Raw genomic sequence first — 25,250 nt, 5'->3', positions numbered from 1 at the left:
TGTTTGGGACGTAAAGCGACAGCAGTCCCAAACACCGGCCCCGGAGGCCCGTCACCGCACCCACCACAAACCCAGCCCGCCGCAGGCGCAACGGCGAGAAACCACGGCGGCGGGACAGACGGGTACGTACGGCGGCGCCGCAAAGCGCAACGGCGAGCAACCACCACGGCGGGACAGACAGGCACGTGGGAAGCCCCGCCGCTTAGGCTTGGCCGCATGGATGAACTCGTCACCGACAGTGAGCCCGTGGGCAAGCCCACCTCCGTGTCCCGCATCACGCTCAGCCACATCATGACGGCCGGCGACACGAACCTCCTCGGGACGGTGCACGGTGGCGTGATCATGAAACTGGTCGACGACGCCGCGGGAGCGGTGGCCGGCCGGCACTCCGGCGGGCCGGCGGTGACCGCCTCGATGGACGAGATGGCGTTCCTGGAGCCGATCCGGATCGGCGACCTGGTCCACGTCCGCGCCCAGGTCAACTGGACCGGCCGTTCCTCCATGGAGGTCGGCGTACGGGTCCTGGCCGAGCGCTGGAACGAGTCCAGCCCGGCCCAGCAGGTCGGCTCCGCCTACCTCGTCTTCGCCGCCGTCGACGAACACGGCAAGCCGCGCCCGGTGCCGCCGGTGCTCCCCGAGACCGAGCGGGACAAGCGCCGCTACCAGGAGGCGCAGATCCGCCGAACGCACCGGCTCGCCCGGCGCCGCGCCATCAAGGAGCTGCGCGAACGGCGCGCCGCGGAAGGCCTCGACGACGCATAACGGCCACCGCCTGCTGCCCCAGCAGCGCCAGCCCCGCCCCGATCACGGTGCCGACCGCGGCGCACAGCACGTCGTCGATGTCGGCGATCCGGCCGGCCCGCATCAGCAGCTGCGCCGTCTCGATCACCAGGGACAGCCCGACCCCCAGCAGGAACGCCAGCGCCGCCGGGACCCGCGGCACGGCGAACCGCAGCAGCAACGGCACCGGGACGAACAGCGCCGCGTTGGCGGTCTGCCGCCGTACCAGCATCGCCAGCTCCCCGGACTCCATCTGGGCGCCCAGCTCGAACAGCCCCTCACCGGGCCGCCACCACACCGTCGCGTCCCCCGAGCCGATCGGCTGGGCCGGTGCCAGCGTCGCCACCAGGAGCAGCAGCAGCCAGCCGGCCAGCAGCACCCGGGCGGTGGTGCGGGGCGCGGGGCCGGCCGGGGCCGGCGTGGTCCACAGGGCGAACCCGGCCGCCAGCGCCAGCGCCGCGATCAGGAACAGCGCCACCGTGGTGGGGGTGATGCCCAGCACAACCTGCCACACGAGGTGCACCTTTCCGAGTAGGTCCGTGGCGCCCGGTGGGCGTCAGCCGCAGCTCCACTTGGTGACGTAGACCGTTTCCGCGTGCTCCATGACGCCGCGGATGCACTCGTCCGCGAGCATCTCCACCCGGCCGCTCAGCGTGACCGCGCCGTGCCGGGTCCACCGGGTGCCGAACCAGCCGGGGAACGCCGTGATCCGGGTGTTCTTGCGCTGGTAGCCCAGCCGTACCGAGATCTCCCCGAGGCCGGCCGCCGCGCCGTGCCGCCGGTAGGTGGCGGTGTACGTCCCGTCGGAGCCCACCGGGCCGCGCAGGCACAGCTGGCCGCGGACCAGGTCCCCGCAGCCGGTCGGGGCGGCGGGTGCCGGCGGTGCCGCGGCGGCGGTCGCCGCGACCAGGCACAGCGCGGCCGCCGCGACGAACGCGCGGCGGACCCGGCGGCGGGCGTCCGGGCGGTGCGCCGGCGGTGCGGCCGGGGTGCGGCGGGGCGCGGGGACACTCATGCCAGGGCCTCGCTTCGCTCGCTCATGGACACACCGCCTGGTCGCCGGTGACCGCCGCCACCGCGCCCGCCGGCGGCGCGGGCTCCTCGGCCCGCACCCGGTGCACCGCCACATGGTCCTGCCCGACCGTCACCCGCATCACCGGCCCCTGCCCGGTCACCGGCCGCAGCACGGCGCCCGGCAGCGCGGCGGCCAGCGAGCGGGCCGAGCGGTCCCAGCGCGGGTCGTAGGCGATGACCGTACGGGCCGGCCGGCCGAGCGTGGAGTTGCCCGGGGTGCCGACCGTCGCGAACCCGGTGGCGTGCAGCTCCCGGGCCACCGACGTGGCCGGCCCCGCCCGGTCGCTGCCGTTGTCGACCCGCACCTGCACCCGGCCCGGCGGCACGTCCACCACCGCGGCGCGCGACCGGTGCCGGTCCCGGTGCACCGCCAGCGGCCGGTCCTCGCGGATCGCCTCGAAGAGCTTCGGCGCCCGTACCGGGTCCCACCGCACGGTCGAGCCGACGCCCGGCACCGGCTGCGCCACATCGCCCAGCGGGACGGAGGTGAACTCCGACGACGAGGGGGTGAAGCCGCGCATCGCCTGCCCGAGGTCGACCAGGTCGTTCGCCTCGAACCCCGGATCGGCGCGGACCGACGCCAGCATCGTGTCGGCGACGTCCTTGAAGCGGATCGGGTTCATCAGCACCCCGGAGGAGGTGATCTTGTGGATCAGGGCGGCCAGGAAGCGCTGCTGGCGCTGCATCCGGCCGAGGTCCGCGGAGCCGTCGACATGGCGCGAGCGCACGTACTGCAGCGCCTGCCCGCCGTTGAGCTGCGCCTTGCCCACCGGCAGGTTCAGCCCGGTGTAGCTGTCGCGCAGCGGCCGTACGGTGCAGATCTCCACCCCGCCGACCGCGTCCACGGTCCGCATGAAGCTGGTGAAGTCGACCTCCAGGTAGTGGTCGATGTGCACGCCCGTCATGTGCTCGACGGTCCGCACGGTCAGGTTGGGGCCGCCCTCGGCGTAGGCCGCGTTCAGCTTGATCGGATGCGCGGCGCGGGCCCGGCCGGTGGCCGCGTCCGTATGGGCGGGCACCTCGGCGTAGGAGTCCCGGGGCAGGCTGACGATGCTGGCGCGGTCCCGGTCGGCCGAGAGGTGCACCAGCATCAGGGTGTCCGTGCAGTGGCACGGCTGGCCGCCCAGGTGGTACTTCTCCTTCTCCTCCTGGGTGAGCTTGTCGCGCCCGTCCGTGCCGACGACCAGGAAGTTCAGCCCGTCGCCGCCCCCGGGCCGGTTGCTCATCCCCTGGAACGCGTCCACCCTGCCGATGCCGGTCTCGACGCCGGTGACCATGGCGTGCCCGACCCCGCTCGCCGACAGCAGCAGCAGGGACGTGGCCGCGCCGATCCGCAGCCCCCAGCGCGGGCCCGCCGGGCGGCGGTGCGCGCCGGAGCGGTCGGCCCGGCGGGCGGAGCGGAACGGCGCGGTCACGGGGGACACCTCCGCGGTACGGACGGAACCGGCGAGAACACCGTAGGTCCATACGATCTGCTGCAAAGCACCACACGCCGGGCATCGGCCGGCCGGCCACCCGGCTGCGTCCGGGGCAGTCCTCCATTCGCGGTAACGTGAGGCGCGATTCTGCAGTCTCCCGGCGCGCGCTGCCGTCCCCGGCGGCTCCGCCACGGGCCGTACCCCCGAGGAACCATGCCGCAGCAGCAGCCCCCGGCCGTCTCCGTGATCATGCCGGTGCTCGATGAGGAACGTCACCTGCGCAATTCGGTCCGGCACATCCTGGAGCAGGAGTACGCCGGCGAGATGGAGGTGGTGATCGCTCTGGGCCCCTCCACGGACCGCACCGACGAGATCGCCGCCGAGCTGGTGGCCGAGGACCCCCGGGTGCACACCGTGCCCAACCCGACCGGTCGCACCCCCGCCGCCCTGAACGCCGCGATCAAGGCGTCCCGGCACCCGATCGTGGTCCGGGTCGACGGTCACGGCATGCTCTCCCGCAACTACATCGCCACCGCCGTCCGCCTCCTGGAGGAGACCGGCGCCGCGAACGTCGGCGGGATCATGCACGCCGAGGGCGAGAACGCCTGGGAGGACGCGGTGGCCGCCGCGATGACCTCCAGGATCGGTGTCGGCAACGCCGCCTTCCACACGGGCGGCGAGGCGGGCCCCGCCGAAACCGTCTACCTCGGCGTCTTCCGCCGCGACGCCCTGGAACAGCAGGGCGGGTACAACGAGGAGTTCATCCGCGCCCAGGACTGGGAGCTGAACTTCCGCATCCGCGAGGCCGGCGGCCAGATCTGGTTCTCGCCCGAGCTGAAGGTCCAGTACCGCCCCCGGCCGAGCATCAAGGCGCTGGCGAAGCAGTACAAGGACTACGGCAAGTGGCGCCACGTCGTGGCCCGCTACCACGCCGGCTCGATCAACCTGCGCTACCTCGCCCCGCCGACCGCGGTCTGCGCGATCGCGGCCGGTCTGGTGGTCGGCGCCGCCGTCACCCCGTGGGGCTTCGTCGTCCCGGCCGGCTATCTGGCGGCCATCACCGCGGGCTCGCTGCCCGCCGGCAAGGGGCTCTCCCTCAAGGCCCGCGCCCAGATCCCCGTGGCGCTGGCCACCATGCACATGTGCTGGGGCTTCGGCTTCCTGACCAGCCCCCGCTCGCTGGCCAGGAAGGTCATCGCCAGCCGCCGCCCGGCGGTCGCCGCCCCGGCGGCGGCGAGCACGGACTGACCCCGGCCGACGACACGACGGCAACGGCCGCCGCCCCACCGGAACCGGCTGGCAAAGCGGCGGCCGCTCGCCTGTCGAAGGGCTCCGCAGCCTAGAACGTGTAGTCCGGGTTGACCTGCATGCAGCCCTTGGACTCGCCGTTCTGGGCGTCGGCGCTGGCGGGTGCCTTGTCGGCGGGCTTGTCGTTGCCGGACGTCTTCGGGTACGTCGTGCCCGACCGCCAGTCGTTGCCGACCACCAGCTGCAGCCCGGTCACCGAACTCGACTCCCGCACCGCGCTCTTGGGCAGCCCGAGCGCCTTGGCGACGGCCAGCGCATCGCCGCGGCGGTCCGCGCCGTGGTACGTCAGGGTGGTGTCGGCCTGGCTGGTGAGCACCGTGGTGGTGCCGGCCGCGGTGTAGCCGAGCCCGGCCAGCTGCCGCTGGACGTCGGAGGCGCGGCCGGAGGCCGGACCGGTCACCGTGCTGTTGGTGCCGTTCTGCACGACAACCTTCAGCCGGTCCTTGGGAGTTGACGGCTTCGGATCGGGCGCCGGCTTCTTCTTGGTGTCCTTGCCGTCGAGCGCGGTGTCGTTGCGCAGCATCGCGAACGTCGCGTCCGCGTCGCCGGGCTTGGGCAGGACGTAGCGCTCACCGGGGCCGTACTGCCAGGGCATGGTGATCATCGTGATGCGCTTGGTCGGCACCCGGCTGAGGTCACCGCCCAGGTCGTAGAGCTTCTTGACGGTGTCCAGCCCGTCGTCGACGGTCAGCGCCTTGGTGGCGGCCTCCGCCAGGTCCCGCAGCTGTCCCGGGTCGGAGAGCTTGGTGCCCTGCTTCAGCTGGCGGATCATCGAGTTCATGTACATGTGCTGGGCCTTGGCCCGGCCGATGTCGGTGTTGTCCTCGAAGCCGTAGCGGGTGCGCAGCCACTGCAGTGCCTGGACGCCCTTGACGTTGTGGGTGCCCTTGGTGAGCCGCAGGCCGCTGCCGTGGCCCTTGCTGTCGTGCGAGTAGACGTTGGCCCGGACGCAGACCGGGACGCCGCCGATGGCGTCCGCCATGTCCACCACGCCGGAGAAGTCGACCATCATGAAGTGGTCGATGTAGATGCCGGTGAGCTCCTGCCAGGTGGCGAGGGTGCAGCCCGGGCCGCCGTGCTGGAGCGACTCGTTGATCGGCGCGGTGGTCTGCGGATACTTCTCGTGGCTCTTGGGGTCGGTGCACTTCGGGATCGTCACCCGGGTGTCGCGCGGGATGGAGATCACCGACATGTTGCTGCGGTCGGCGGAGACGTGCACCAGCATCTGGACGTCGGCCAGCGGCTTGCGGTCCGCGTCCTGCCGGGCGCCGCCGAGCTCGATGTTCTTCTTGCTGTTCCGGCCGTCGGAGCCGAGCAGCAGGATGTTCAGCGGGGTCTGCCCGAACGCGTTGGGGTCCGGCTTCTTCAGGCCGCTGTCGCCCAGCGACCGCGGGGCCTTGCGGAGGTTGGCGTTGAGGTGCTCGTAGTACCAGTAGCCGGCGCCCGCGGTGCCCGCTATCAGGACGGCGAGGGATATCGCGGTCCAGCGGAGCGCCTTGCGGCCCTTGCCGCCCTGCTTGCGGCGCGGCCGGCCGCCCTTGCGGTGGCCGCCGCCCGCCTCGGGCCCGTCCTCGTCGCCGGGCGGCACCTCACCGCCCTCCGGCGGCGTCCAGCCGGGCGCGTCCGGAGGCAGCCCCTTGTTGTCGTAGAGGCTGTCGTCCCAGCCCAACTCCTGTGCGTCCGGCTGTCGTCGCCGGCGTGATCGCTCACCACGCACACTGCTCTGCCGCATTGGGCCCTCTCCCCGTTGTCAGTCCGGTGGTGCGCCCCGGCCGCCGTACAGGGCGGCCGGGTCCCGCTCGTTACTTCGCGCAGACGTTCTTGTCGTCCGCGTTGACGTTCTGCACGTTGTCCGGAATCTCCGTCGGCGCCGCGATCGGTGTACCCGGTGCCGTGAAGTCCTTGCCGAGGACCAGCTTCATCGGCACCCGGTCACCGGCGTCCTGCCCGGACTTCTTCAGCGCGCTCTTGGGCAGGCCCATCCAGTCGGCCAGTGCGGCAGCCTGGTCGGCCTGGTTGGGCGCGTACTCCAGACGCGTGGCGGCCAGCTTCTGCGGGGCGTTGCCGGCGTTGGTGGACAGCCGGGCGCCCTTGGAGTTCTGCAGCCAGTCCACGGTCTCCTGGGCCGCGCCGATCGGCCCGCCGCCGTTGGTCACGTCGACCCGCACGAGCTGCGGCGGGGCCTTCTTGACGGACCCGGAACTCTTCTTGGCCTTGTGCTTCTTGGCCAGCTGGTGGTCGGCCCGGACCATCGCGAACAGCGGGTCCGCCTTCGCCTTGTCCAGGATGACGGTCGCCGGGTCGTTGGGGTTGTCCAGCACCGGCACCGTGGCGAAGGTGATCTTGTCGATGTTGACCCGCTTCAGGTCGTTCCCGAAGTCCAGCATCTTGCTGACCGTGCCGATGCCCGTGTCGACGGTGAGTGCCCGGGTCGCCGCCTGGCTGACGTCGTAGAGCTTGCCGGGGCTGGAGAAGGCGCTCGACTTCAGCTTGCGGATCAGTGAACTGAGGAACTGCTGCTGCAACTGGATGCGGCTGAGGTCGCTGCCGGTCCCCACGGCGTGCCGGGTGCGGACGAATGCCAGCGCCTGCTCGCCCTTGACGACGTGCCGGCCCGCCTTGAGGTGCAGGTGCGACTTGGGGTCGTCGATGTCCTTGCCGGCGCACACCTCGACACCGTCCACCGCCTCGGACAGCTCCTTGACCGCGTTGAAGTCGGCCATCATGAAGTGGTCGATCTTCAGGCCGGTGAGCTTCTCGACGGTGCGCCAGGTGCAGCCGGGGTCCCGGTCCTCCTGGCCCAGGCTGGTGTTGAAGCGCACCCCGTGCTCGCCGGGGATGCGCTTCTTCGAGCCGTCCTTCCCCTTCGTCGTGCAGTTCGGGATGTCGGTGATCAGGTCGCGCGGGATGCTCAGCGCGGTGGCGTTCGACCGGTCCTTGGAGATGTGCATCAGCAGCGTGGTGTCCGCGTGCCCGACGCTCCCGGCGTCGCCGTAGCCGGAGTTGCCCTTGCCGGAGCGGGCGTCCGTCCCGATGATCAGCACGTTGACCGGGCCGTCGGACACCGCCGGGTTCTCCACGCCGACGTCGACCTTGGAGATGTTCCCGTCCAGCTGCTGGTACAGGTAGTACGCGCCGCCGCAGCCGGCGACGAGGACGAAGCCGACCACGCCGGCCGTCCAGTACAGCGCCTTCTTCTTCCCGGACGCCTTCGGCTTGCGCTTGCGGCGGCTCGCCGGGCCCGCCACCGAGGGCGAGCCGGTCGCGGTACGCCCGGCCGCCCGCCGCGCCGCCGCCCGGCCGCCCGCCGGACGCTCGTCCGCGCCGTCCTCGGCCCGCTCGCCACGGCGCCCGCGCTGGGTCGGCAGCGGCCGGGTGTCGGTGTCGTCCCCGGCAACCGGCCGCCGCGCGGCACGTCTGGACCCGGGGGCCTTGGGGTCGGAGGGCCGAGCGGGGGCTTGACCGGCCGGGTCAAGCCGCAGTTCGTAATTGCCGGTGTCCGGATCGAACACCCACTGATCGGCGGGATCCACGTTGTTGTCGCCCGCCTGCCCACGGCCTTGCGCGTCCACGGTGCCTTGAATCCTCCGTCGGTGCCACGCGGCGCCATCCCCTCAAGGCGCTCGGGTAGGTCGATCGTGCAGTGCATGGTCAAAGGTGCATGGTCATCGGTCCGGCAATGTGCGGACCGGATCGCTCACACTATCCGCCCAGTTCAGCGCCACGCGACGCGCGTGACAAATTCCACTTCCCTACAACTGGGCAATCCGCCCAATCCATTCGAGTCGCGGAGCGTACTTTGCGGCATCTTTATTCGCAGATCCCGCGCTCCGCCGTCGTACCGGGAAAGGTAGGCCCTGAACCCGCCGAAGGCGAGGGTTCGGGGCCCGGCTTGTCGTCCGGTGCCCCGCTGCCCGGTGCCCCGCCACCGGACCGGGCCGGCCGTTCGGCACCGCCCGGCGCCGGCCGCACGGTCACCGGAAGATCCCTGCCCAGCCGCCCGAAGAGCCGGTCGGCATCCGGTTCCACCAGCTCGTCGCGGTTGGGATCGAAGCGGTACTCCCGGCGCGGCACGGTCAGGAACTGCACCCGGCCGGTCGGAATGCCACGAGCGCCGCGCACCAATTCGTACAGCCCGCGCAGCGAAGCCAGCCCGCCGTCCGTGGTCAGCGAACTCGTCGCGGCATCCAGAACCGGATACAGCCGGGTCGGATTCAGCAGGACACCATTGCTCTGCACTTTCTTCACGAGAGCACCAAGAAATCGTTGTTGGCGCTCCATGCGCTCGGTGTCACTGCCGTCACCCAGGCTCTTTCGCGCCCGCACGTACCCGAGCGCGTCCTCGCCCTGCAGTGTCTGCCGGCCCGCGGGCAGCCTGAGGTGCGCCTCGTCGTCCCGGACCGGCCGCGGCAGACAGACCTCGACCCCGCCCACCGCGTCCACCATCCGCTTGAACCCCACGAAATCGATGATCATGTAGTGGTCGATCCGGATCCGGGTCAGCTTCTCCACCGTCCGGATCGTGCAGGCCGCCCCGCCGTACGCGAACACCGAGTTGAACTGGGTCGTCTGCGGACCGGTCTCCCGGCCGTCGGCCCCCTTGCAGTGCGGCACCTGCACCACCAGGTCCCGCGGGATGCTCACCGCGGTGGCGCTCTGCCGGTCCGCCGCCAGATGCAGCAGCATCGTGGTGTCCGACCGCTGGCCGCTGCTCCGGCCGTACGCGCTGTTGCCGCCGGTGCGGCTGTCGGAACCGATCAGCAGCAGGTTCTGCGCGTTCGGCGGGCCCGCCGGCGGCCGCTCCGACTCCCACTTGCGCAGCTCGGCCTCGACGTCGCTGTCGGTGTGGATGTTGCCGTTGAGCTTGGCGTACACCACCCCGCCGGCCCCCGCCCCGGCCAGCAGCACCCCGGCCGCACCGAGCGCCAGCCGGCGCCGCCAGCGCGCGTCCGGCGGGGTGCGCCGCGGCCCCGGCCCCCTGCCCGGGCGCTCGGCCCAGCCGGTGAACCTGGGCGGCTCAGGGGTCTCGGTCACCTCTGCGTCCATCCTCACGGAGTCGGCGTAGCGCCCGCGCGCGGGCCCCGCGTCACGACGGACGGACGGAACCCGCGCGGGGCCGTACGTATCTCACGAGCATGAACGGAAACCGGCGCCCGGGCCTGCGCTGGGCGCCCACGGTCCGCCGGACGGGGGAGCGGCCCGGCAAGCTCCCCGGGCCGGGCCCCGCGACACCCCTACCCGGCCGCCCGCGGCGCCCGGAACGTGATCTTCTCGCTGGTCTCCCGGGCCTCCTCGGCCTCCTCGCCCAGCCGGCCCAGATGCCGGCAGAGCACCACCGAGCCGCCGGCCACCAGCGGCCCGTACAGCCCGTACGACAGGCCCTCCCAGGTGTCGTACGGCAGCCCCGACAGCACCCGGGGCGCCGCGGGCAGCCCGGCCGCGGCCACATCGGCCCGCGCCCGGTCCACGACCTGCGCACCGGTCAGCTCCTCGCCGGCCACCACCAGCGCCACCGCATCCGCTTCCACCGGGACGAACGGCACGAACCGGTCGCCCTGCCCCGGCACCTCCACGGCGTAGTCGGCGAACCCCTCCGGCGGCTGCGGGAAACGCCCGCCCAGCGGACGCAGCGCCAGCGCCACCCGCTCCCCGGAACACGCCCGCGCCTCCGCCAGCCGGTCCGGCCCCGCCACCACCAGATCGGCGGCCGCCGGATCCCCGCCGGCCTCCGCCACCACGCCCACCGCCGAACAGGCCAGCAGCCAGACGGCGGTCTGCCAGTGGGCGGGCAGCAGCAGCGCGAGCCGGTCACCGGGCTCGGCGGCCAGATCGCCCTGCAGATAGTTGGCGGTCTTGGCCACCCAATTGGCGAAGGTCGCGACGGACAGTTCCACGCGCTCGCCGGTGGCGTCGTCGTAGAAGGTCACCAGCGGGCGGGCCGGGTCCGCGGCGAGCGCGGAACCCAGCAGGTCGGCGGGGGTGCGATCGATGGCGTTCATCGCGGCCAGGGTACGCGCGGCGGCCGCTGACGGCGGGTCGGGCCCGGCCGGCCCGGGCCACCGGATCGGCCGATGCCCCGTCAGGTCACCGTTGGCGCGTTGCCTCCGCCCGTGTTCACGATGCTGTCCATGCGCCCCTTCCTCGCGAGCTGTCTCGGCGCGGCATGCACCGCCGCCCTCGCCCTGCCCTTCGCGCCGGACGCCGGTGCCGCCGGCCGGCCACCCGGCCCCGCCGCGGCGCGCACCGCCGACCTCCCGGGCAGCACCCAGTCCCTGCCGGTCTCGGCCCTCGGCACCGGCGCGCCCCGCCCCACCGACCGCGACACCGCCGCCGCGCCGGCGCCCCGCGCCCTCGGCCTGCCGGCCCGCAGCGTACGGCCGTTCTCCCTGCTCGGCGTCGTCTGGGACGACGCCGGCGCCGCACTCCACGGCCGGGTCCAGGTCCGCACCCGCGCCGCCCGCACCGGCGCCTGGACCGGCTGGCAGGACGTCCAGACCCACAACGACGACGCCCCCGACCTCGACGCCGCCGAACGCCACGACAGCGACGTCCGCGGCAGCACCGCGCCCCTGTGGGTCGGCGACTCCGACGCCGTCCAGCTGCGCATCACCCCGCAGACCCGCAACCGCGCACCGGTCGCCGTCCCGCGCGGACTGCGCCTCGAACTCGTCGACCCCGGCAGCGCACCGCCCGCCCGCCGCAGCATGCAGGGCCCGCCGACCCCGCTCGGCCCCGACGCCACCGCGGCCTCCGCCGCCAACGCCGCCCTCGCCCCGGTCGGCGCCACAGAGATCCCCGCCCTCGACCGCGCCGCGTCCCAGGCCGACCTCGCCGCCGCCGGCGGCGGCCGGCCCGCGGGCCCCACCTACGTCGGACCGCGCCCCCGCATCGTCACCCGGGCTGGCTGGGGCGCCAACGAGAAACTGCGCGAGAAGTCCTTCCTCTACACCCACGCGGTGCGCGCCGCCTTCGTCCACCACAGCGGCTCCGGCAACAACTACACCTGCGCACAGGCCCCCAAGCTGATCCGCGCCATGTACCGCTTCCACGTCAAGAGCAACCACTGGCGGGACATCGGCTACAACTTCCTCATCGACAAGTGCGGAACGGTCTACGAGGGCCGCGCCGGCGGCGTCGCCAAGCCCGTCATGGGCGCCCACACCCTCGGCTTCAACAACGACTCCACCGGCATCGCCGTCCTCGGCACCTACACCGACACCGAACCGCCCAAGCCCGCCGTCGACGCGGTCGCCCACCTGACGGCCTGGAAGCTCGGCCTGTCCCACGCCGATCCGCGCGCCACCACCCAGATGGTCTCCACCGGCGGCAACCGCTACCCCAAGGGAACGAAGGTCCCGCTGCACGTCATCTCCGGCCACCGCGACGGCTTCACCACCGACTGCCCCGGCAACCACCTCTACAACAAACTCGCCGCCACCCGGCTCGCCGCCGCACAACTCCAGGGGCGCTGACCGGGTACCGGGCACCACTGAACCGTTCCTGCGGCAGACACGTCTTAGCGACCACGACTTGGGCCCACGACGGGGACCACGACGTGGCGACCACGGCGTTCGCCCCTGGCCGGGCCCGGCCCTCCGCCGGGGCCGGCCGGGGGCCCGTCTGCCTACACTGGTCCGCCGACCGGCCGACCCCAGCAGGAAGCAGAGACGACAGGTGACAGAAGCGATCCTCCTGGTCGGCGGCAAGGGCACCCGGCTGCGGCCGCTGACGGTGCACACGCCCAAGCCCATGGTCCCGGCGGCCGGTGTGCCGTTCCTCACCCACCAGCTGGCCCGCGCCCGGGCCGCCGGCGTCGAGCACATCGTCCTGGCCACCTCCTACCTCGCCGAGGTGTTCGAGCCATATTTCGGCGACGGTTCGGCACTCGGGCTGCACCTGGAGTACGTCACCGAGCGGGAGCCGCTGGGCACCGGCGGCGCCATCCGCAACGTCGCCGAACGGCTGCACTCCGCCCCCGGCGACCCGGTCCTGATCTTCAACGGAGACATCCTCACCGGCCTGGACATCAAGGCCCTGGTCGACACCCACCGCACCTCCGGCGCCGACGTCTCCCTGCACCTCACCCGGGTCGAGGACCCGCGCGCCTTCGGTCTCGTCCCCACCGACACCACCGGACGGGTCACCGCCTTCCTGGAGAAGCCGCAGACGCCCGAGGAGATCGTCACCGACCAGATCAACGCCGGCGCCTACGTCTTCAACCGGTCGGTCATCGACACCATCCCGGCCGGCCGCCCGGTCTCCGTCGAACGCGAGACCTTCCCCGGGCTGCTCGCCGACGGCGCACACCTCCAGGGCATGGTCGACTCCACGTACTGGCTGGACCTCGGCACCCCGCAGGCCTTCGTCCGCGGCTCCGCAGACCTCGTCCTGGGCCGCGCCCCCTCCCCGGCGGTGCCCGGCCGCCGCGGCGACCGCCTGGTCCTGGAGACGGCCGAGGTCGCCCCGGACGCCAAGCTCACCGGCGGTACGGTCGTCGGCCCGCGCACCGTCATCGGCGCCGGGGCCGAGCTCGACGGCAGCGCCGTCCTGGAGGGCGCGGTCGTCGAACCCGGCGCCGTGATCCGCGACTCCCTGATCGGCGCGGGCGCCCGCATCGGCGCCCGTACGGTGCTCGACGGCGCGGTCATCGGCGACGGAGCCCGCATCGGCGCCGACAACGAACTCCGCGACGGCATCCGCATCTGGTGCGACGCGGAGATCCCGGCCGGGTCGCTGCGGTTCTCGTCCGACCAGTAGGCCCGGACCCCGCACCCCGCCCGCTGTCGGTCCCATCGCCTAATCTGGCCGCATGCCCGCCCGCACCTGGGTCCCGCCCGGCCCGTACGACCTGCACCGCACCCTGGGGGTGCTGCAGCGTGGCCCCGGCGACCCGGCGTTCGCGGTGCGCGGCGGCGAGATCTGGCGCGCCTGCCGTACGCCCCAGGGCCCCGGCACGCTGTGCGTCGCGGCCCGTCCGGCCCGCGGCGAGGTGGCGGCCGAAGCCTGGGGCCCCGGCGCCGAGTGGCTGCTGGACCGGCTGCCCCAGCTGCTGGGGGAGGATGACGACCCGGCGCGGCTGACCGCCCGGCACCGCATCGTCCATGAGGCGCGCCGCCGCCACCCCGGCGTCCGGCTCGCCCGCACCGGCCTGGTCCTGGAATCGCTGATCCCCTCGATCCTGGAGCAGAAGGTCACCAGCGACGAGGCGTACCGGGCCTGGCGCCTGCTGCTCCAGCGGCACGGCGAGCCCGCGCCCGGCCCCTGGGAGCGGCTGCGGGTGATGCCCGATCCGCGCGGCTGGGCGCTGATCCCCTCCTGGGAGTGGCACCGCGCCGGCGTGGACGCCAAGCGCTCCTCCGCGATCCTGCGCGCCGTACGCGTGGCCCGCCGGATGGAGGAGGCCGCGGCGATGGACCTGGCCGACGCCACCCGCCGGCTGACGGCGATACCCGGCATCGGCCCGTGGACCGCCGCGGAGACGCTGCAGCGCGCCCTGGGCGCACCGGACGCGATCACGGTCGGCGATCTGCACCTCCCGAAGATCATCGGCTACGCCCTCACCGGCCGCCGCGGCACGACCGACGCGGAGATGCTCGAACTCCTCGCGCCGTACGCCGGTCAGCGGCACCGCGCCGCCCGGCTGATCCTGCTCTCCGGGATCACCCCGCCGCGCCGCGCCCCCCGATTCCCGGTCGGCGACATCGCCCGCCTCTGAGGCCGGGCCGGCGGGTCCGCCCCGCGGGCACCCTCGCCTCAGCGCACCACCACGAAGTCGTCCGCGTCGCGTGCCGCCCGCGGGCGCGACGCCCCGGCCGGACGGCCGATGGCGACCGCCCCCATCGGTTCCCAGTCGCCGGGCAGGCCGAGGACCTCCCGTACGACGTCCCGGCAGAACATCGTCGAGGAGATCCAGGCGGACCCCAGCTGCTCGCCCGCCAGCGCCACCAGGAAGTTCTGGATGCCCGCCCCGTGGGCGACGACGAACATCTCCCGCTCCGCCGCGTTGCGCCGCGCGTCCGGATAGGTGTGCGCGCCGTCCAGCACCATGCACGGCACCGCCAGATACGGCGCGTTGCGCAGCACATCGCCGCGCCGCACCCGTTTGGCGATGGACTCCTCCGATTTGCCGTCGCCGCGCAGATCCGCGATCCAGGCGTTGCGCATCGCGTCCAGCAGCCGCTCCCGCGCCGTTGCGGACTCCAGCAGCACGAACCGCCAGGGCGTGGTGTGGTGCGGCGCCGGGGCGGTGACCGCCGCGGCCACCGCGCGCCGCACCGCGCCCGGGTCGACCGGCTCGTCCGTGAAGTCCCGCACCGTACGCCGTAGCGTCACCGCCTCGCGTACGGCCTCGGAGGTGCCCAGCCGGAACATGTCGCCCGCGGCGCCGCGCACCATCGCCCGCGCCCCGTCACCGGTCTCCTCGACGACGTGCCCCAGTCCGCGCACCACGGCGACCGGCAGCCCGGCCGCCTTGCCCTTCACCAGGTCGCCCGCCGCGGCCAGTTCGTCCGCGGTGGCCACCACGGTCGCGCTGAGCGGATTGCCGTTCGCGTCCGTGCCGCCGCGCAGATCGTCCAGCACCCGCACCCCGGCCGCCCCGATGGCGACGTCGGTCAGACCGCTGCGCCAGGGGCGCCCGAAGGTGTCGCTGATGACGACGCCGACGTCCACGCCGAGTTCGGTGCGCAGTCCGTCCCGCAGGGCGCGCGCCGAGCGGTCCGGGTCCTCCGGCAGCAACAGGACCGTGCCGGCCGGGGTGTTGGAGGCGTCGACGCCGGCCGCGGCCATCACCAGGCCCTGCCGGTTCTCGACGATCCGCAGCGGGCCGCGGCGGGCGACCAGCCGCACCGTCTCCCGGTCGATCGCCGCCTCCCGGTCGGTGGCCTCGACGATCCGCCCCTCGGCCTTGCTGACGATCTTCGACGTCACCAACAGCACGTCGCCGTCGGCGAGTTGGCACGTGCCGTCGGCGGTCGCCGCGGCCGCGATCAGCTTCACCAGGTCGTCGCCGGGCCGCACCTCGGGGATCCCGGGCAGCGCCCGGACCCGGTACGCCGGTACGTCGGCGTCGCCGGTCACGCCCGGACCTCTTCGGCCAGCGCGAGCGCCTCGCGCGCCATCGCGGCCGTGGCGTCCAGGTCGGTCATCATCAGCGGTACGGCCCGGCAGCGGATCCCGGCCGCCTCGACCTCGGCCACCGCGCCGGCGTCGACGGAGTCGACCAGCCAGCCGTCGAGCAGCCCCGAACCGTAGTGCCGGGCGACCGCCGACGCGGTGGACTCCACGCCGACCGCCGCCAGCACCTTGTCCGCCATACCGCGCACCGGCGCGTCCCCGACGATCGGCGAGAGCCCGACCACCGGCACCCCGGCGTCCGCGATCGCCTCGCGGATCCCGGGCACGGCGAGGATGGTGCCGACGCTGACGACGGGGTTGGACGGCGGGAAGAGGATGACGTCGGCGTCCCCGAGGGCCTCCAGGACGCCGGGGGCGGGCTTGGCCTGCTCGGCGCCGACCGGGACGACGGCCCGCGCGTCCACCGAGGCGCGCAGTCGCACCCAGTACTCCTGGAAGTGCACGGCCCGCTGTTCGCCGTCCTCCTCGATCGCGACGTGGGTCTCGACCCGGTCGTCGGACATCGGCAGCAGCCGCACGCCGGGCTGCCAGCGCGCGCACAGCGCTTCGGTGACGGCGCTGAGCGGGTAGCCGGCGGCCAGCATCTGGGTCCGCACGATGTGCGTGGCGAAGTCCCGGTCGCCGAGGCCGAACCACTCGGGGCCGACGCCGTAGGCGGCCAGTTCCTCCTTGACCCGGAAGGTCTCGTCGGCGCGGCCCCAGCCCTGCTCCTCGTTGATGCCGCCGCCGAGCGTGTACATCACGGTGTCGAGGTCGGGACACACCTTCAGGCCGAACAGGTGGATGTCGTCACCGGTGTTGCCGATGACGGTGATGTCCGCGTCCGGAGCCGCTGCCTTCAGTCCCCGCAGAAAGCGGGCGCCGCCGATACCGCCGGCCAGAACCACGATTCGCATGACGCACAGTGTGTCAGCCGTAGGGGGCCCACGGCTCCGGGTGTCAGGCCCCGGTGGTCTCCCGTGCTGCCGTGGAGCAGTGGGCCGCGTCGTGCATGGGCATTTCGGTCAGACCGGGGAAGTAGACGTGCAGGCTGACCGCGGGCGTCAGGGAGTCGTTGACGACCTCGTGGACGTAGCCGGGGGCGAAGACCTTCTGGGAGCCGGCGGTCAGGGCGCGCGGTCCGGCGGCGCCGTGTTCGGTCAACTCGCCCTGCAGGACGGTCAGTACGCCGGAGGACCGCCCGTGGTCGTGCCGTCCGCTGCCCTGGCCGGGGAGCCAGCTCAGCAGCCACACCTCGTAGCCGGGCCCGGTACGCAGCCGGTGGTACCAGCGGGTGGTGGCGTCGTAGCGGACGAGCGGGGCCCATGCGGCGCGGTCCGCGGCGATGGTGCGGGCGAGCCCCACGAAGCCGGCGACGGTGTCCGGGTGCGCGGGGACGGGCGGCAGGAGGTGGGGGACGGCGAGCGGGTCGCCGGCGATCTGGACGTCGCTGTTCATCGGTTTCGGGTTCCTCGGCGGAAGAGCTGGGGGAACCTCCCCGTCGTAGCCGGGGGAGGGGGCGGCCGGCGCGGGCGGTCCCTGTGGGGTGCGCGGCGCGGGCGGGAAATGCGGGGCGCTGCGGGGTGGTGCGAGCGGAGAAGCCGGAGCTCAGTGGCATCAACAGCTGGAACAGCGACAGCGAGCCTGCGCAGCGCAGAGCGACCCGTAGGCACGGGTCAGTCGGGGCGCGGCAGTCACTGGCATGGGGTCAAGGAGACCGGGTTCCCGGCGCAATGTCAACCGGACGTCTGGTTTGCCGCGAATCTTTCACTGCATCCGGTTACTCCGGTCGGAGAAAGGTTTGTGCAGCCCCGGACGCGGAGACATCGACCGGCAACCGCTGCTCCAAACGCCGTTGCGGTCCCGTGATCCGTCTGTGATCTTCCCCGCTTCGGCGCGCGGGGTGCAACGCGAACGCCGCCTGAGCACGTCTCCATGGATGACACGGACGTGCCGGGGGGCCCGCCCGGGGAAGTGTCCTGGTTTTTACTGATTTGAACACTTTCCGCATCCGCTTGGTTCCGCCGAGTGAATAAGAGGCTCAATAGCAGATCTCGGCTTGACTGGCCCGGATCACCACACTTGTAATTTCACTCGTGTCGTTCAGCCGAAATCGATCACGGCTTGATCACGGGGACGTAAAGACAGACGAGGGGCGCACATGACCGAGCTGTTCCAGGAATTGCTGGTCGAGGAGGCGGACGAGGAGCTCGGCTGGCAGGAGCGCGCACTGTGCGCCCAGACCGACCCCGAGTCCTTCTTCCCGGAGAAGGGTGGCTCCACCCGCGAGGCGAAGAAGGTCTGTCTCGCCTGTGAAGTCCGGTCCGAATGCCTCGAATACGCCCTCGCCAACGACGAGCGCTTCGGCATTTGGGGCGGTCTGTCGGAGCGCGAGCGGCGCCGGCTCAAGAAGGCCGCCGTCTGACCGTGACGAGTCAGCCACCCCCGCCCAGGGCGCGCGGTCTCTCGGACCCCGCCGCCGCACCGCCCCAACTCCCCATATCCCCCTATACCGAACACTCCGCCTCCAGCGCACCGGGCGCCGGAGGCGGACTGCTGTGTACGGGCCCGGTCGGGGCACCGGCACGAACCATTAGTGTGGGGCCCCGTCCGAGATGCGCCGCCGCCCACCGGGGCGCGCGCGTCGCCTCGTAGTCCGTCGCAGTGTCTTCCGGGGGCGGGGCCTGAAAGCGACTTCGCCGCGGGCCTTCGAACTCCCGGGTCCGGAGGGCCCGTACCTCGATGTCCGTGCACAGCCAGTCGGCGGCGCAGGCCGCCTCATATGCAGCCGCCACACCAGAGTTCCCGCGGCACGTCGTCACCGCCGTGATCGTCTCCCACGACGGCGCCCGCTGGCTGCCCGACGCGCTCACCGGCCTGCTCGGCCAGGAACGCCCGGTGCAGAACGCCATCGGCGCCGACACCGGCAGCGCGGACCACTCCGCCCAGCTGCTCACCGAATCCCTCGGCGACGAACGCGTACTGCATCTCGCCCGCCGCTCCGGATTCGGCACCGCCGTCGACGAGGCGGTCCGCACCGCCCCCCTGCTCGGCCCGGACGACCTGCCGTACCTGCGCCGCCCCAGCGGCTGGGACCCGGTCAGCCGCACCTGGCGCGACGAGGCCTACGACATGCCGGAACTGCCGCACGGCGAACCGGTCCAGTGGCTGTGGCTGCTGCACGACGACTGCGCCCCCGAGCCCGACGCCCTCGCCGAACTGCTGCGGGTCGCCGACGCCAGCCCCTCCGCCGTCATCGTCGGCCCCAAGCTGCGCAGCTGGTACGACCGCCGCCAGCTCCTCGAAGCCGGGGTCAGCATCGCCCGCAGCGGCCGCCGTTGGACCGGCCTGGACCGCCGCGAACAGGACCAGGGCCAGCACGACCAGGTCCGCCCGGTGCTGTCGGTCTCCACCGCCGGCATGCTCATCCGCCGCGACGTCTACGAGGAGTTGGGCGGCTTCGACCGCCGGCTGCCCCTGATGCGCGATGACGTCGACCTGTGCTGGCGCGCCCAGGCCGCCGGCCACCAGGTCCTCGTCGCCCCGGACGCCGTCCTCCGGCACGCCGAGGCCGCCGCCCGCGAACGCCGCCCCATCGACTGCGTCGGCCGCTCCGTGGCCAACCCGCACCGCGTCGACAAGGCCGGCGCCGTCTACACCCTGCTCACCAACACCCGCGGCCGGATCCTGCCGTACGTCCTGCTGCGGCTGCTGCTCGGCACCCTCCTGCGGGTCCTCGCCTACCTCGTCGGCAAGGTCCCCGGCCAGGCCCTCGACGAACTCGCCGGCCTCTTCGGCACCCTGCTGCGGCCCGGCAAGATCCTCGCCGCCCGCAAACGCAGAGGCCGCCCCGCGGTGGAGGCGAGCGAGCTGCGGCCGCTCTTCCCGCCGCCCGGCGCGACCGTCCGGGCCACCGTCGAGCAGATCGCCGGCAACCTCGCCGGCCGGGCCGCCCCCGACGTGGCCTCGGCCGGCCGGCACGGCGCCGTCGAATCCGGACCCGGCGGCGACGACGCCGACTTCCTGGAGATCGAGCAGTTCGCCCGGCTCAAGCGGATCGCCCGCAAACCGGCCCCGGTCCTCTTCCTCGTCCTGCTTCTCGTCTCGCTGATCGCCTGCCGCGGGCTGCTCGGCTCCGGCGCCCTCACCGGCGGCGCACTGCTGCCCGCCCCCGGCAGCGTCTCCGACCTGTGGTCGGCGTACCTCGACAGCTGGCACGCGGTGGGCACCGGCGACAGCGCCGCCGCACCGCCCTACCTGGCCGTCGTCGCCCTGGTCTCCAGCGTCTTCCTCGGCTCCACCGGCTTCACGCTGACCCTGCTGCTGGTCTGCTCCGTCCCGCTGGCCGGCCTCACCGCCTACTTCGCCTCCCGCCCGCTGGTCACCTCCCGGCTGCTGCGGGCCTGGGGCAGCATCGCCTACGCCTTCCTGCCCGCCGCGGCCGGCGCACTGGCCGGCGGCCGCCTGGGCACCGCCGTCCTCGCGATCCTGCTGCCCCTCATGGCACGCGCCGCGATCGCCGCGTGGGGACTGCGGCTCCCGGTCGGCACCCGCCCCAGCTGGCGCGCCACCTGGGCGTACGCCCTGCTGATCACCTTCACCACGGCCTTCACCCCCGTGGTCTGGCCGATGGCCGTCCTGCTCGGCGTCGGCCTGCTGGTGCTGCGGCTCGTCGATGGCAGCCGCGACCAGATCGTCGCCCACGGACTGCGGTTCCTGGCCGCAGTCCTCGCCCCGCTCGTCGTGCTCGCCCCCTGGTCGCTGTCCCTGCTGACCCACCCGTCCCGCTTCTTCCAGGAGGCCGGCCTCGGCTACGGCACCGGCTCCGCCTCCGTCCTCGACCTCATCGGCCTCAGCCCCGGCGGCCCCAAGGCCACCGGCGGGCTGCTGCTCCTCGGCATCGTCCTCGCCGCGCTCGCCGCGACCCTGCGCGACGCCCGCCAGCTCGCCATCCGCACCGCCTGGGCCGTCGCCCTCACCGGCCTGCTCTTCGCCGCGCTCGGCAACGGCTCCGGCTGGACCGGCCCCGCCGTCCTCGTCTACGGCCTGGCCCTGCTCTGCGCCGCCGCGCTCGGCGCCGAAGGCATCCGCACCCGCATGGCCAGCCTCGGCTTCGGCTGGAAGCAACCGGTCGCCGTGCTGATCGCGCTGGCGTCCGTGCTCGCCCCGCTCTACGCCGCGGTCAGCTGGATGATCACCGGCGCGGCCGGCCCGCTGGAACGGCGCGGCCCCGAACAGGTCCCGGCGTTCGTCGCCGAGGAGTCCGGCAGCGCCGACCGGCCCCGCACCCTCGTCCTCGACGGCACCCCCGGACACGTCTCCTACACCCTCGTCCGCGGCTCCGGCGCCCGCCTCGGCGACGCCGACCTGGCCGCCGAGGCCGGGGAGGACAAGCGGTTCGGCAGCATCGTCGCCAACCTCGTCGCCGGCTCCGGCGCCGACCAGACCAACCAGCTCGGCGGCTACGCGGTCCGCTACGTCCTGGTCAGGAGCGGCGCCCCGCGCGAGATGGGCCGCGTCCTGGACGCCACCCCGGGCCTGACCCGGCTCAGCCAGGAGGACGGCAGCGCCCTGTGGCGGGTCGACCGCCGGGTCTCCCGCGTCTCGATCGTCCCGCCCCAGGCCCAGGACGGCACCACCGCCGGCGAGGCCGCCGCCCCCACGGCCGTGGCCGCCGGGCCCGTCGAGGCACACACCAAGCTGCCCGCCGGGCCCGCCGGCCGGGTGCTGCGCCTCGCCGACGCCGCCGACGAGGGCTGGCAGGCCACCCTCGACGGCACCCCGCTCAAGCCCGTCACCGTCGACGGCTGGGCCCAGGGCTTCACCCTGCCCTCCAACGGCGGCCGGCTCGACCTCACCCACGAGAACCCGCTCGGCCACACCCTGTGGCTGTGGGCCCAGGGCCTGCTCGCCGTCGTCCTGGTCGTCCTCGCCCTGCCCGGCCGCCGCCGCGAGATCGACGACGACCTGCCCGAGGACGACGCCGCCGCACAGGCCGCCGCGGCCACCGGCGACGGCCGCCGGGCCCGCCGGCTGCGCGCCCAGGCCGAGGCCGCCGGCAGCCCCGAAGCGGCCGACGCCGCCATCCCGGCCGCCCGCGCCGGCGAGGAGCCGCCCGCTCCGGCCGCCGACCCGGCGGCCCCCCAGGAACCCGCCGCGACCGGCGACCCGTACGCCGCCGTACCGCAGCAGCCCTCCTACGAGGACTGGCCGGCCGCCCCCGGCCAGCACGCCGCCGAGCAGCAGCCCTACGACCCGTACCAGGGCACGCAGTACGGCGGCCAGTACCCGCAGGCGGACCCCTACCAGCAGACCGGCACCTACCCCGGCGACCCCTACCAGGCCGGCGCCTACGACCCGTACGGCTACGCCCAGCAGCCGTACCCGGACGGCACGCCGCAGCCCCAGCAACAGCCCTACGACGACGGCACCGTGTACCCGGGGTACGCCGGGCCCCCCGGCTCCTACCCCGAGCCGCACCGTGACGGGAGCGACCAGCAGTGAAGCGCACCATGACGTCCCTGATCGGCGCGGCCGCCGCGCTGGCCGCCGTCACCGGCATCGCCGCCGTCGCGGCCCCCGGAGGCACCCCGAAGCCCCCCGGCGGCGCCGCCCGGCTGCCCGTCCAGCGCTCCGCGCTGCTCTGCCCCCCGCCCACCTCCTCCGACGTCGGCGAGACCACCTACACCGCCTTCGTCCCCCAGGGCGCCGCGGCCGGCGCCGACACCAAGAAGGGCACCGCGAAGCTGCTGCCCGCCGGGACCGTCAAGGACGCCGGCGCCGGCGACGGCAAGAAGAAGGGCGGCAGGTCCAAGGCCGCGGACACCGGCCGCACCACCGTCCCGCCCGCCGACACCACGCCCGTCGTCCCCCTCCGGCAGGCCGGCAAGCCGGTCACCACGACCACCGACCGGGCCGGCGCCCCCGCCCTCGTGGGCGCGGCCGACGGCACCCTCGCCCCCGGCTGGACCGTCCAGCAGACCACCACCGTCGCGGCCGGCGCCGGCCGCGGCCTGCTCGGGCTGAGCTGCCCCACCCCCGACACCACGTTCTGGTTCCCCGGCGTCAGCACCGCCACCGACCGCCAGGACTACGTCCACCTCACCAACCCCGACACCACCCCCGCCGTCGTCGACCTCGAACTGCGCGGCAAGGACGGCTCGTTGGGCGGCTCGGCCGGCGAGGACATCACCGTCCCCCCGCACACCACCGTCCCCGTCCTGCTCTCCACCCTCACCACCCGCCCCGCCACCAACGCCACCCTGCACGTCCTCGCCCGCGAGGGCCGGGTCGGCGCCGCCGTCCAGGCCACCGACAACAAGCTCGGCAGCGACTGGCTACCGCCCGCCGCCGACCCCGCCCCGAGCGTGGTCCTCCCCGGTATCCCCAAGGACGCCACCTCCGTCCGGCTGGTCGCCCTCGCCCCCGGCGGCGACGACGCCGACCTGAAGGTGCAACTCGCCACCCCCACCGGCCTGATCACCCCGGCCGGCCTGGAGACGCTGCACCTCAAGAGCGGCATGACCACCGCGGTGGACCTCAAGGACGTCACCAAGGGCGAGGCCGGCTCCCTGGTGCTCACCCCCACCGACCCCGGCGCCAAGGCCCCCGTCTCGGCGGCGCTGCGGGTCACCCGAGGCAAGGGCGGCAACCAGGAGATGGCCTTCATCCCCGCCACCCGCCCGGTGGAGAAACGCGCCACCGCCGCCGACAACGGCGCCAAGGGCAGCACCCTGTCCCTGGCCGCCCCCGAGAAGGGCAAGGACGCCAAGGTGAAGGTCACCGCCTCCGCGGGCAGCGACGGCGGCACCCCGGTCACCAAGACGTACACGGTCAAGGGCGGCACCACCCTCGACATCGACCCGCCCCGCCCCCAGGGCCTCAAGGGCGGCTACGCCCTCACCGTGGAGCCCGAGCCGGGCAGCGGCCCCGTCTACGCGGCCCGGATGCTCGCCCGCCCCCAGGGCGGCGTCCCCGCCTTCACCGTCCAGCCGCTGCCCGACGACCGCGGCTCGGTCGTCGTCCCCACCGCCGGCCAGGACCTGTCCCTGCTCACCGACTGAAGACACCGTGCCCGCGCTACGGGCCTCACTCCTGCCCGTAGCGCGGGTCCACCGACTCCGGAGCCAGCCCCAGCAGATCGGCGACCTGCTCGACGACCACCTCGTGCACCAGCAGCGCCCGCTCGTCCCGGCTCTTCGTACGGATCTCCACCGGCCGCCGGTAGATCACGATCCGGTCGCGATGTCCGCCCGCCGCCGGCAGCACCCGCCCCAGCGGCACGCTCTCCTCGTCGACCGGCCCCTCCCCGCCGTCCGGTCCGAACCCGGGCACCTCGACCACCATGAAGTCGACCTGGGCCAGCTGCGGCCAGCGCCGCTCCAGCCGGTCCCGCGAGTCGTAGACGAGATCCACGAAGGCGTCCGCGCGGGTCACCGACAGCGGCACCTGGGGCGGCGCGATCGGACCGCGCATGCCGCGGCCGTGACGGTCGCGGCGGCGGAGCCGCGGCTCCGCCGGTCGGGGAGGTACGGGCCTGTCCATCAGCATCGAGCGTAGCCGTCACGGACCGCCGGAAACCGCAGACCGCCACAAGACGCGGCATGTCGCAGGCTGACCGGACCGGTCCGGATCTCTTTCGTTTCCCTCCCCACATCAGATCGCGGAACTCCCGCCGAATGGCCGGAAATGCACTAACTCGTGAGGGTATTCCCTCCCGCACACCGACCGTCCCGCCCCGCCCGCCCCAGGACGGGCCGAGCGGGTGCAGGTCAGACGCATCGGACGAAGCGGGACGACACGGTTGGGTGAGCCGGGGGAGAGTCGTCGCGGCCCGCTCAAGAGTGCGGTACCGTCCAACGTCGTGAGCCCTGTACGTCGCTGTTCGCGCACTGCGTGCGGCCGCCCCGCCGTCGCAACGCTGACGTACGTCTATGCGGACTCGACCGCCGTGCTCGGACCGCTCGCCACCTACGCCGAACCGCACTGCTACGACCTGTGCGCCGAGCACTCCGAGCGGCTGACCGCGCCCCGCGGCTGGGAGGTCGTCCGCCTCGCCATCGACTCCGGCCCGGCCCGCCCCAGCGGCGACGACCTGGAAGCCCTGGCGAACGCGGTCCGCGAGGCCGCCCGCCCCCAGGAACGCGAACGCGCCGCGGGCGCGGACGCTCCCGCGGGCGACCGCGCCCCCATGGAAGTGGCCCGCCGCGGCCACCTCCGCGTCCTCCGGTCCCCGTGTTCGTGGACTGCTGTCGCTTTACGTCCACGAACAAGGCCCCTCCGGCCCGTCCCCTCCCGTTGGGGGAGTGTGCGGGTGTGTGGGGGCGCGCGTCGTTGCGTGCGCATCTCGTGTCGTGAGGTTTCGGGAATGCCTCGCCCGGCGCGTCGAGTTGTGGCCCCGCAGGGGGCCTTCGCGACCCTTACGGGTTCTGTTCGACCGTCCCCTACGGGACCTCCCCCACGCCCACCCCCACCCACCCGCCCCATTCCCCTCACGGGAGGGGACGGGCCGGAGGGGCCGGTGTTTGGGACGTAAAGCGACAGCAGTCCCAAACA

Annotated in this window: 19 protein-coding genes and 1 pseudogene; 9 read left to right on the top strand and 11 right to left on the bottom strand. The window is 73.7% G+C overall.

Annotation, left to right across the window (positions count from 1 at the left end; all coding sequences use genetic code 11):
* Positions 1-216 precede the first annotated feature (216 nt).
* The gene (locus IG62_RS0137115; protein WP_030814252.1) at positions 217-762 is read left to right on the top strand and encodes an acyl-CoA thioesterase; all 546 of its coding nucleotides are present in this window, start codon (positions 217-219) and stop codon (positions 760-762) included.
* Here IG62_RS0137115 and IG62_RS0137110 read toward each other — a convergent pair.
* The 3 genes from IG62_RS0137110 to IG62_RS0137100 are packed head-to-tail and all read right to left on the bottom strand — an operon-like array spanning position 713 to position 3,269.
* A complete protein-coding gene (locus tag IG62_RS0137110) occupies positions 713-1,294 on the bottom strand; it encodes a VanZ family protein (RefSeq protein WP_030814250.1) in 582 nt (193 codons plus the stop codon). The genes IG62_RS0137115 and IG62_RS0137110 overlap by 50 nt on opposite strands.
* 42 nt (positions 1,295-1,336) lie before the next feature.
* Positions 1,337-1,795, bottom strand: a complete 459-nt coding sequence (locus tag IG62_RS0137105; protein WP_030814247.1) for a hypothetical protein — start codon at positions 1,793-1,795, stop codon at positions 1,337-1,339.
* 22 nt (positions 1,796-1,817) lie between these two features.
* Complete coding sequence (locus IG62_RS0137100) at positions 1,818-3,269, bottom strand: LCP family protein (protein WP_037840284.1); 1,452 nt, start codon at positions 3,267-3,269, stop codon at positions 1,818-1,820.
* A gap of 216 nt (positions 3,270-3,485) precedes the next feature.
* Between IG62_RS0137100 and IG62_RS0137095 the strand changes: the two genes are divergently transcribed.
* The gene (locus tag IG62_RS0137095; RefSeq protein ID WP_030814241.1) at positions 3,486-4,520 is read left to right on the top strand and encodes a glycosyltransferase family 2 protein; all 1,035 of its coding nucleotides are present in this window, start codon (positions 3,486-3,488) and stop codon (positions 4,518-4,520) included.
* Positions 4,521-4,611: 91 nt separating this feature from the next.
* On the opposite strand, the gene IG62_RS0137090 is transcribed toward IG62_RS0137095, so the two are convergent.
* The 4 genes from IG62_RS0137090 to IG62_RS0137075 form a co-directional block, all read right to left on the bottom strand.
* Positions 4,612-6,312 carry an LCP family protein gene (locus tag IG62_RS0137090; protein ID WP_030814238.1) on the bottom strand — a complete coding sequence of 567 codons (1,701 nt, stop codon included), beginning with the start codon at positions 6,310-6,312 and terminating at the stop codon, positions 4,612-4,614.
* A 70-nt stretch (positions 6,313-6,382) separates the two neighbouring features.
* On the bottom strand, positions 6,383-8,152 hold the full coding sequence (locus IG62_RS0137085) for an LCP family protein (protein ID WP_030814234.1): 1,770 nt from the start codon (positions 8,150-8,152) through the stop codon (positions 6,383-6,385).
* A gap of 238 nt (positions 8,153-8,390) precedes the next feature.
* Positions 8,391-9,614: an LCP family protein gene (locus tag IG62_RS0137080; protein ID WP_420711167.1), complete on the bottom strand. Its 1,224-nt coding sequence runs from the start codon at positions 9,612-9,614 to the stop codon at positions 8,391-8,393.
* 200 nt (positions 9,615-9,814) lie between these two features.
* The gene (locus tag IG62_RS0137075) at positions 9,815-10,579 is read right to left on the bottom strand and encodes a TIGR03089 family protein (protein WP_030814229.1); all 765 of its coding nucleotides are present in this window, start codon (positions 10,577-10,579) and stop codon (positions 9,815-9,817) included.
* Between the two features lie 129 nt (positions 10,580-10,708).
* On the opposite strand from IG62_RS0137075, the gene IG62_RS0137070 reads away from it, so the two are divergent.
* The 3 genes from IG62_RS0137070 to IG62_RS0137060 all read left to right on the top strand — a co-directional run bounded on the left by IG62_RS0137070 (position 10,709) and on the right by IG62_RS0137060 (position 14,295).
* Complete coding sequence (locus tag IG62_RS0137070) at positions 10,709-12,052, top strand: peptidoglycan recognition protein (protein ID WP_030814226.1); 1,344 nt, start codon at positions 10,709-10,711, stop codon at positions 12,050-12,052.
* A 202-nt stretch (positions 12,053-12,254) separates the two neighbouring features.
* On the top strand, positions 12,255-13,337 hold the full coding sequence (locus tag IG62_RS0137065) for a nucleotidyltransferase family protein (RefSeq protein WP_030814222.1): 1,083 nt from the start codon (positions 12,255-12,257) through the stop codon (positions 13,335-13,337).
* Positions 13,338-13,389: 52 nt separating this feature from the next.
* Entirely contained in the window at positions 13,390-14,295 is a 906-nt protein-coding gene (locus tag IG62_RS0137060) for a DNA-3-methyladenine glycosylase family protein (RefSeq protein WP_030814219.1), read from the top strand.
* Positions 14,296-14,333: 38 nt separating this feature from the next.
* On the opposite strand, the gene IG62_RS0137055 is transcribed toward IG62_RS0137060, so the two are convergent.
* Genes IG62_RS0137055 through IG62_RS0137045 form a run of 3 tightly spaced genes read right to left on the bottom strand, consistent with a single transcriptional unit; the run spans position 14,334 to position 17,153 of the window.
* On the bottom strand, positions 14,334-15,659 hold the full coding sequence (locus IG62_RS0137055; protein WP_030814217.1) for a coenzyme F420-0:L-glutamate ligase: 1,326 nt from the start codon (positions 15,657-15,659) through the stop codon (positions 14,334-14,336).
* Positions 15,656-16,612, bottom strand: a complete 957-nt coding sequence (cofD, locus tag IG62_RS0137050) for a 2-phospho-L-lactate transferase (RefSeq protein ID WP_030814213.1) — start codon at positions 16,610-16,612, stop codon at positions 15,656-15,658. Before cofD ends, IG62_RS0137055 begins: the two co-directional genes overlap by 4 nt.
* A 43-nt stretch (positions 16,613-16,655) precedes the next feature.
* A complete protein-coding gene (locus IG62_RS0137045; RefSeq protein WP_030814210.1) occupies positions 16,656-17,153 on the bottom strand; it encodes a cysteine dioxygenase in 498 nt (165 codons plus the stop codon).
* Positions 17,154-17,856: 703 nt separating this feature from the next.
* On the opposite strand from IG62_RS0137045, the gene IG62_RS0137040 reads away from it, so the two are divergent.
* The 3 genes from IG62_RS0137040 to IG62_RS0137030 all read left to right on the top strand — a co-directional run bounded on the left by IG62_RS0137040 (position 17,857) and on the right by IG62_RS0137030 (position 23,758).
* Positions 17,857-18,120 (top strand): WhiB family transcriptional regulator, encoded by a 264-nt coding sequence (locus IG62_RS0137040; RefSeq protein WP_003983763.1) that lies wholly within the window; start codon positions 17,857-17,859, stop codon positions 18,118-18,120.
* 317 nt (positions 18,121-18,437) lie between these two features.
* Complete coding sequence (locus tag IG62_RS0137035) at positions 18,438-22,199, top strand: glycosyltransferase family 2 protein (RefSeq protein ID WP_030814207.1); 3,762 nt, start codon at positions 18,438-18,440, stop codon at positions 22,197-22,199.
* Positions 22,196-23,758 carry a DUF5719 family protein gene (locus tag IG62_RS0137030; protein ID WP_030814204.1) on the top strand — a complete coding sequence of 521 codons (1,563 nt, stop codon included), beginning with the start codon at positions 22,196-22,198 and terminating at the stop codon, positions 23,756-23,758. The genes IG62_RS0137035 and IG62_RS0137030 overlap by 4 nt, the downstream gene beginning before the upstream one ends.
* Positions 23,759-23,783: 25 nt before the next feature.
* Here IG62_RS0137030 and IG62_RS0137025 read toward each other — a convergent pair whose 3' ends face one another.
* Positions 23,784-24,239: a metallopeptidase family protein gene (locus IG62_RS0137025; RefSeq protein ID WP_030814201.1), complete on the bottom strand. Its 456-nt coding sequence runs from the start codon at positions 24,237-24,239 to the stop codon at positions 23,784-23,786.
* Between the two features lie 259 nt (positions 24,240-24,498).
* Between IG62_RS0137025 and IG62_RS45700 the strand changes: the two are divergent.
* A pseudogene (locus tag IG62_RS45700) lies at positions 24,499-24,930 on the top strand (DUF3499 domain-containing protein); the annotation flags it as partial.
* Between the last annotated feature and the right edge of the window lie 320 nt (positions 24,931-25,250).

It is taken from the genome of Streptomyces sp. NRRL S-337, assembly GCF_000720175.1.
GTDB lineage: Bacteria > Actinomycetota > Actinomycetes > Streptomycetales > Streptomycetaceae > Streptomyces > Streptomyces siderophoricus.
Note: the sequence above shows the minus strand (reverse complement) of the source record. Positions and strands in the feature narration are given on the sequence as shown.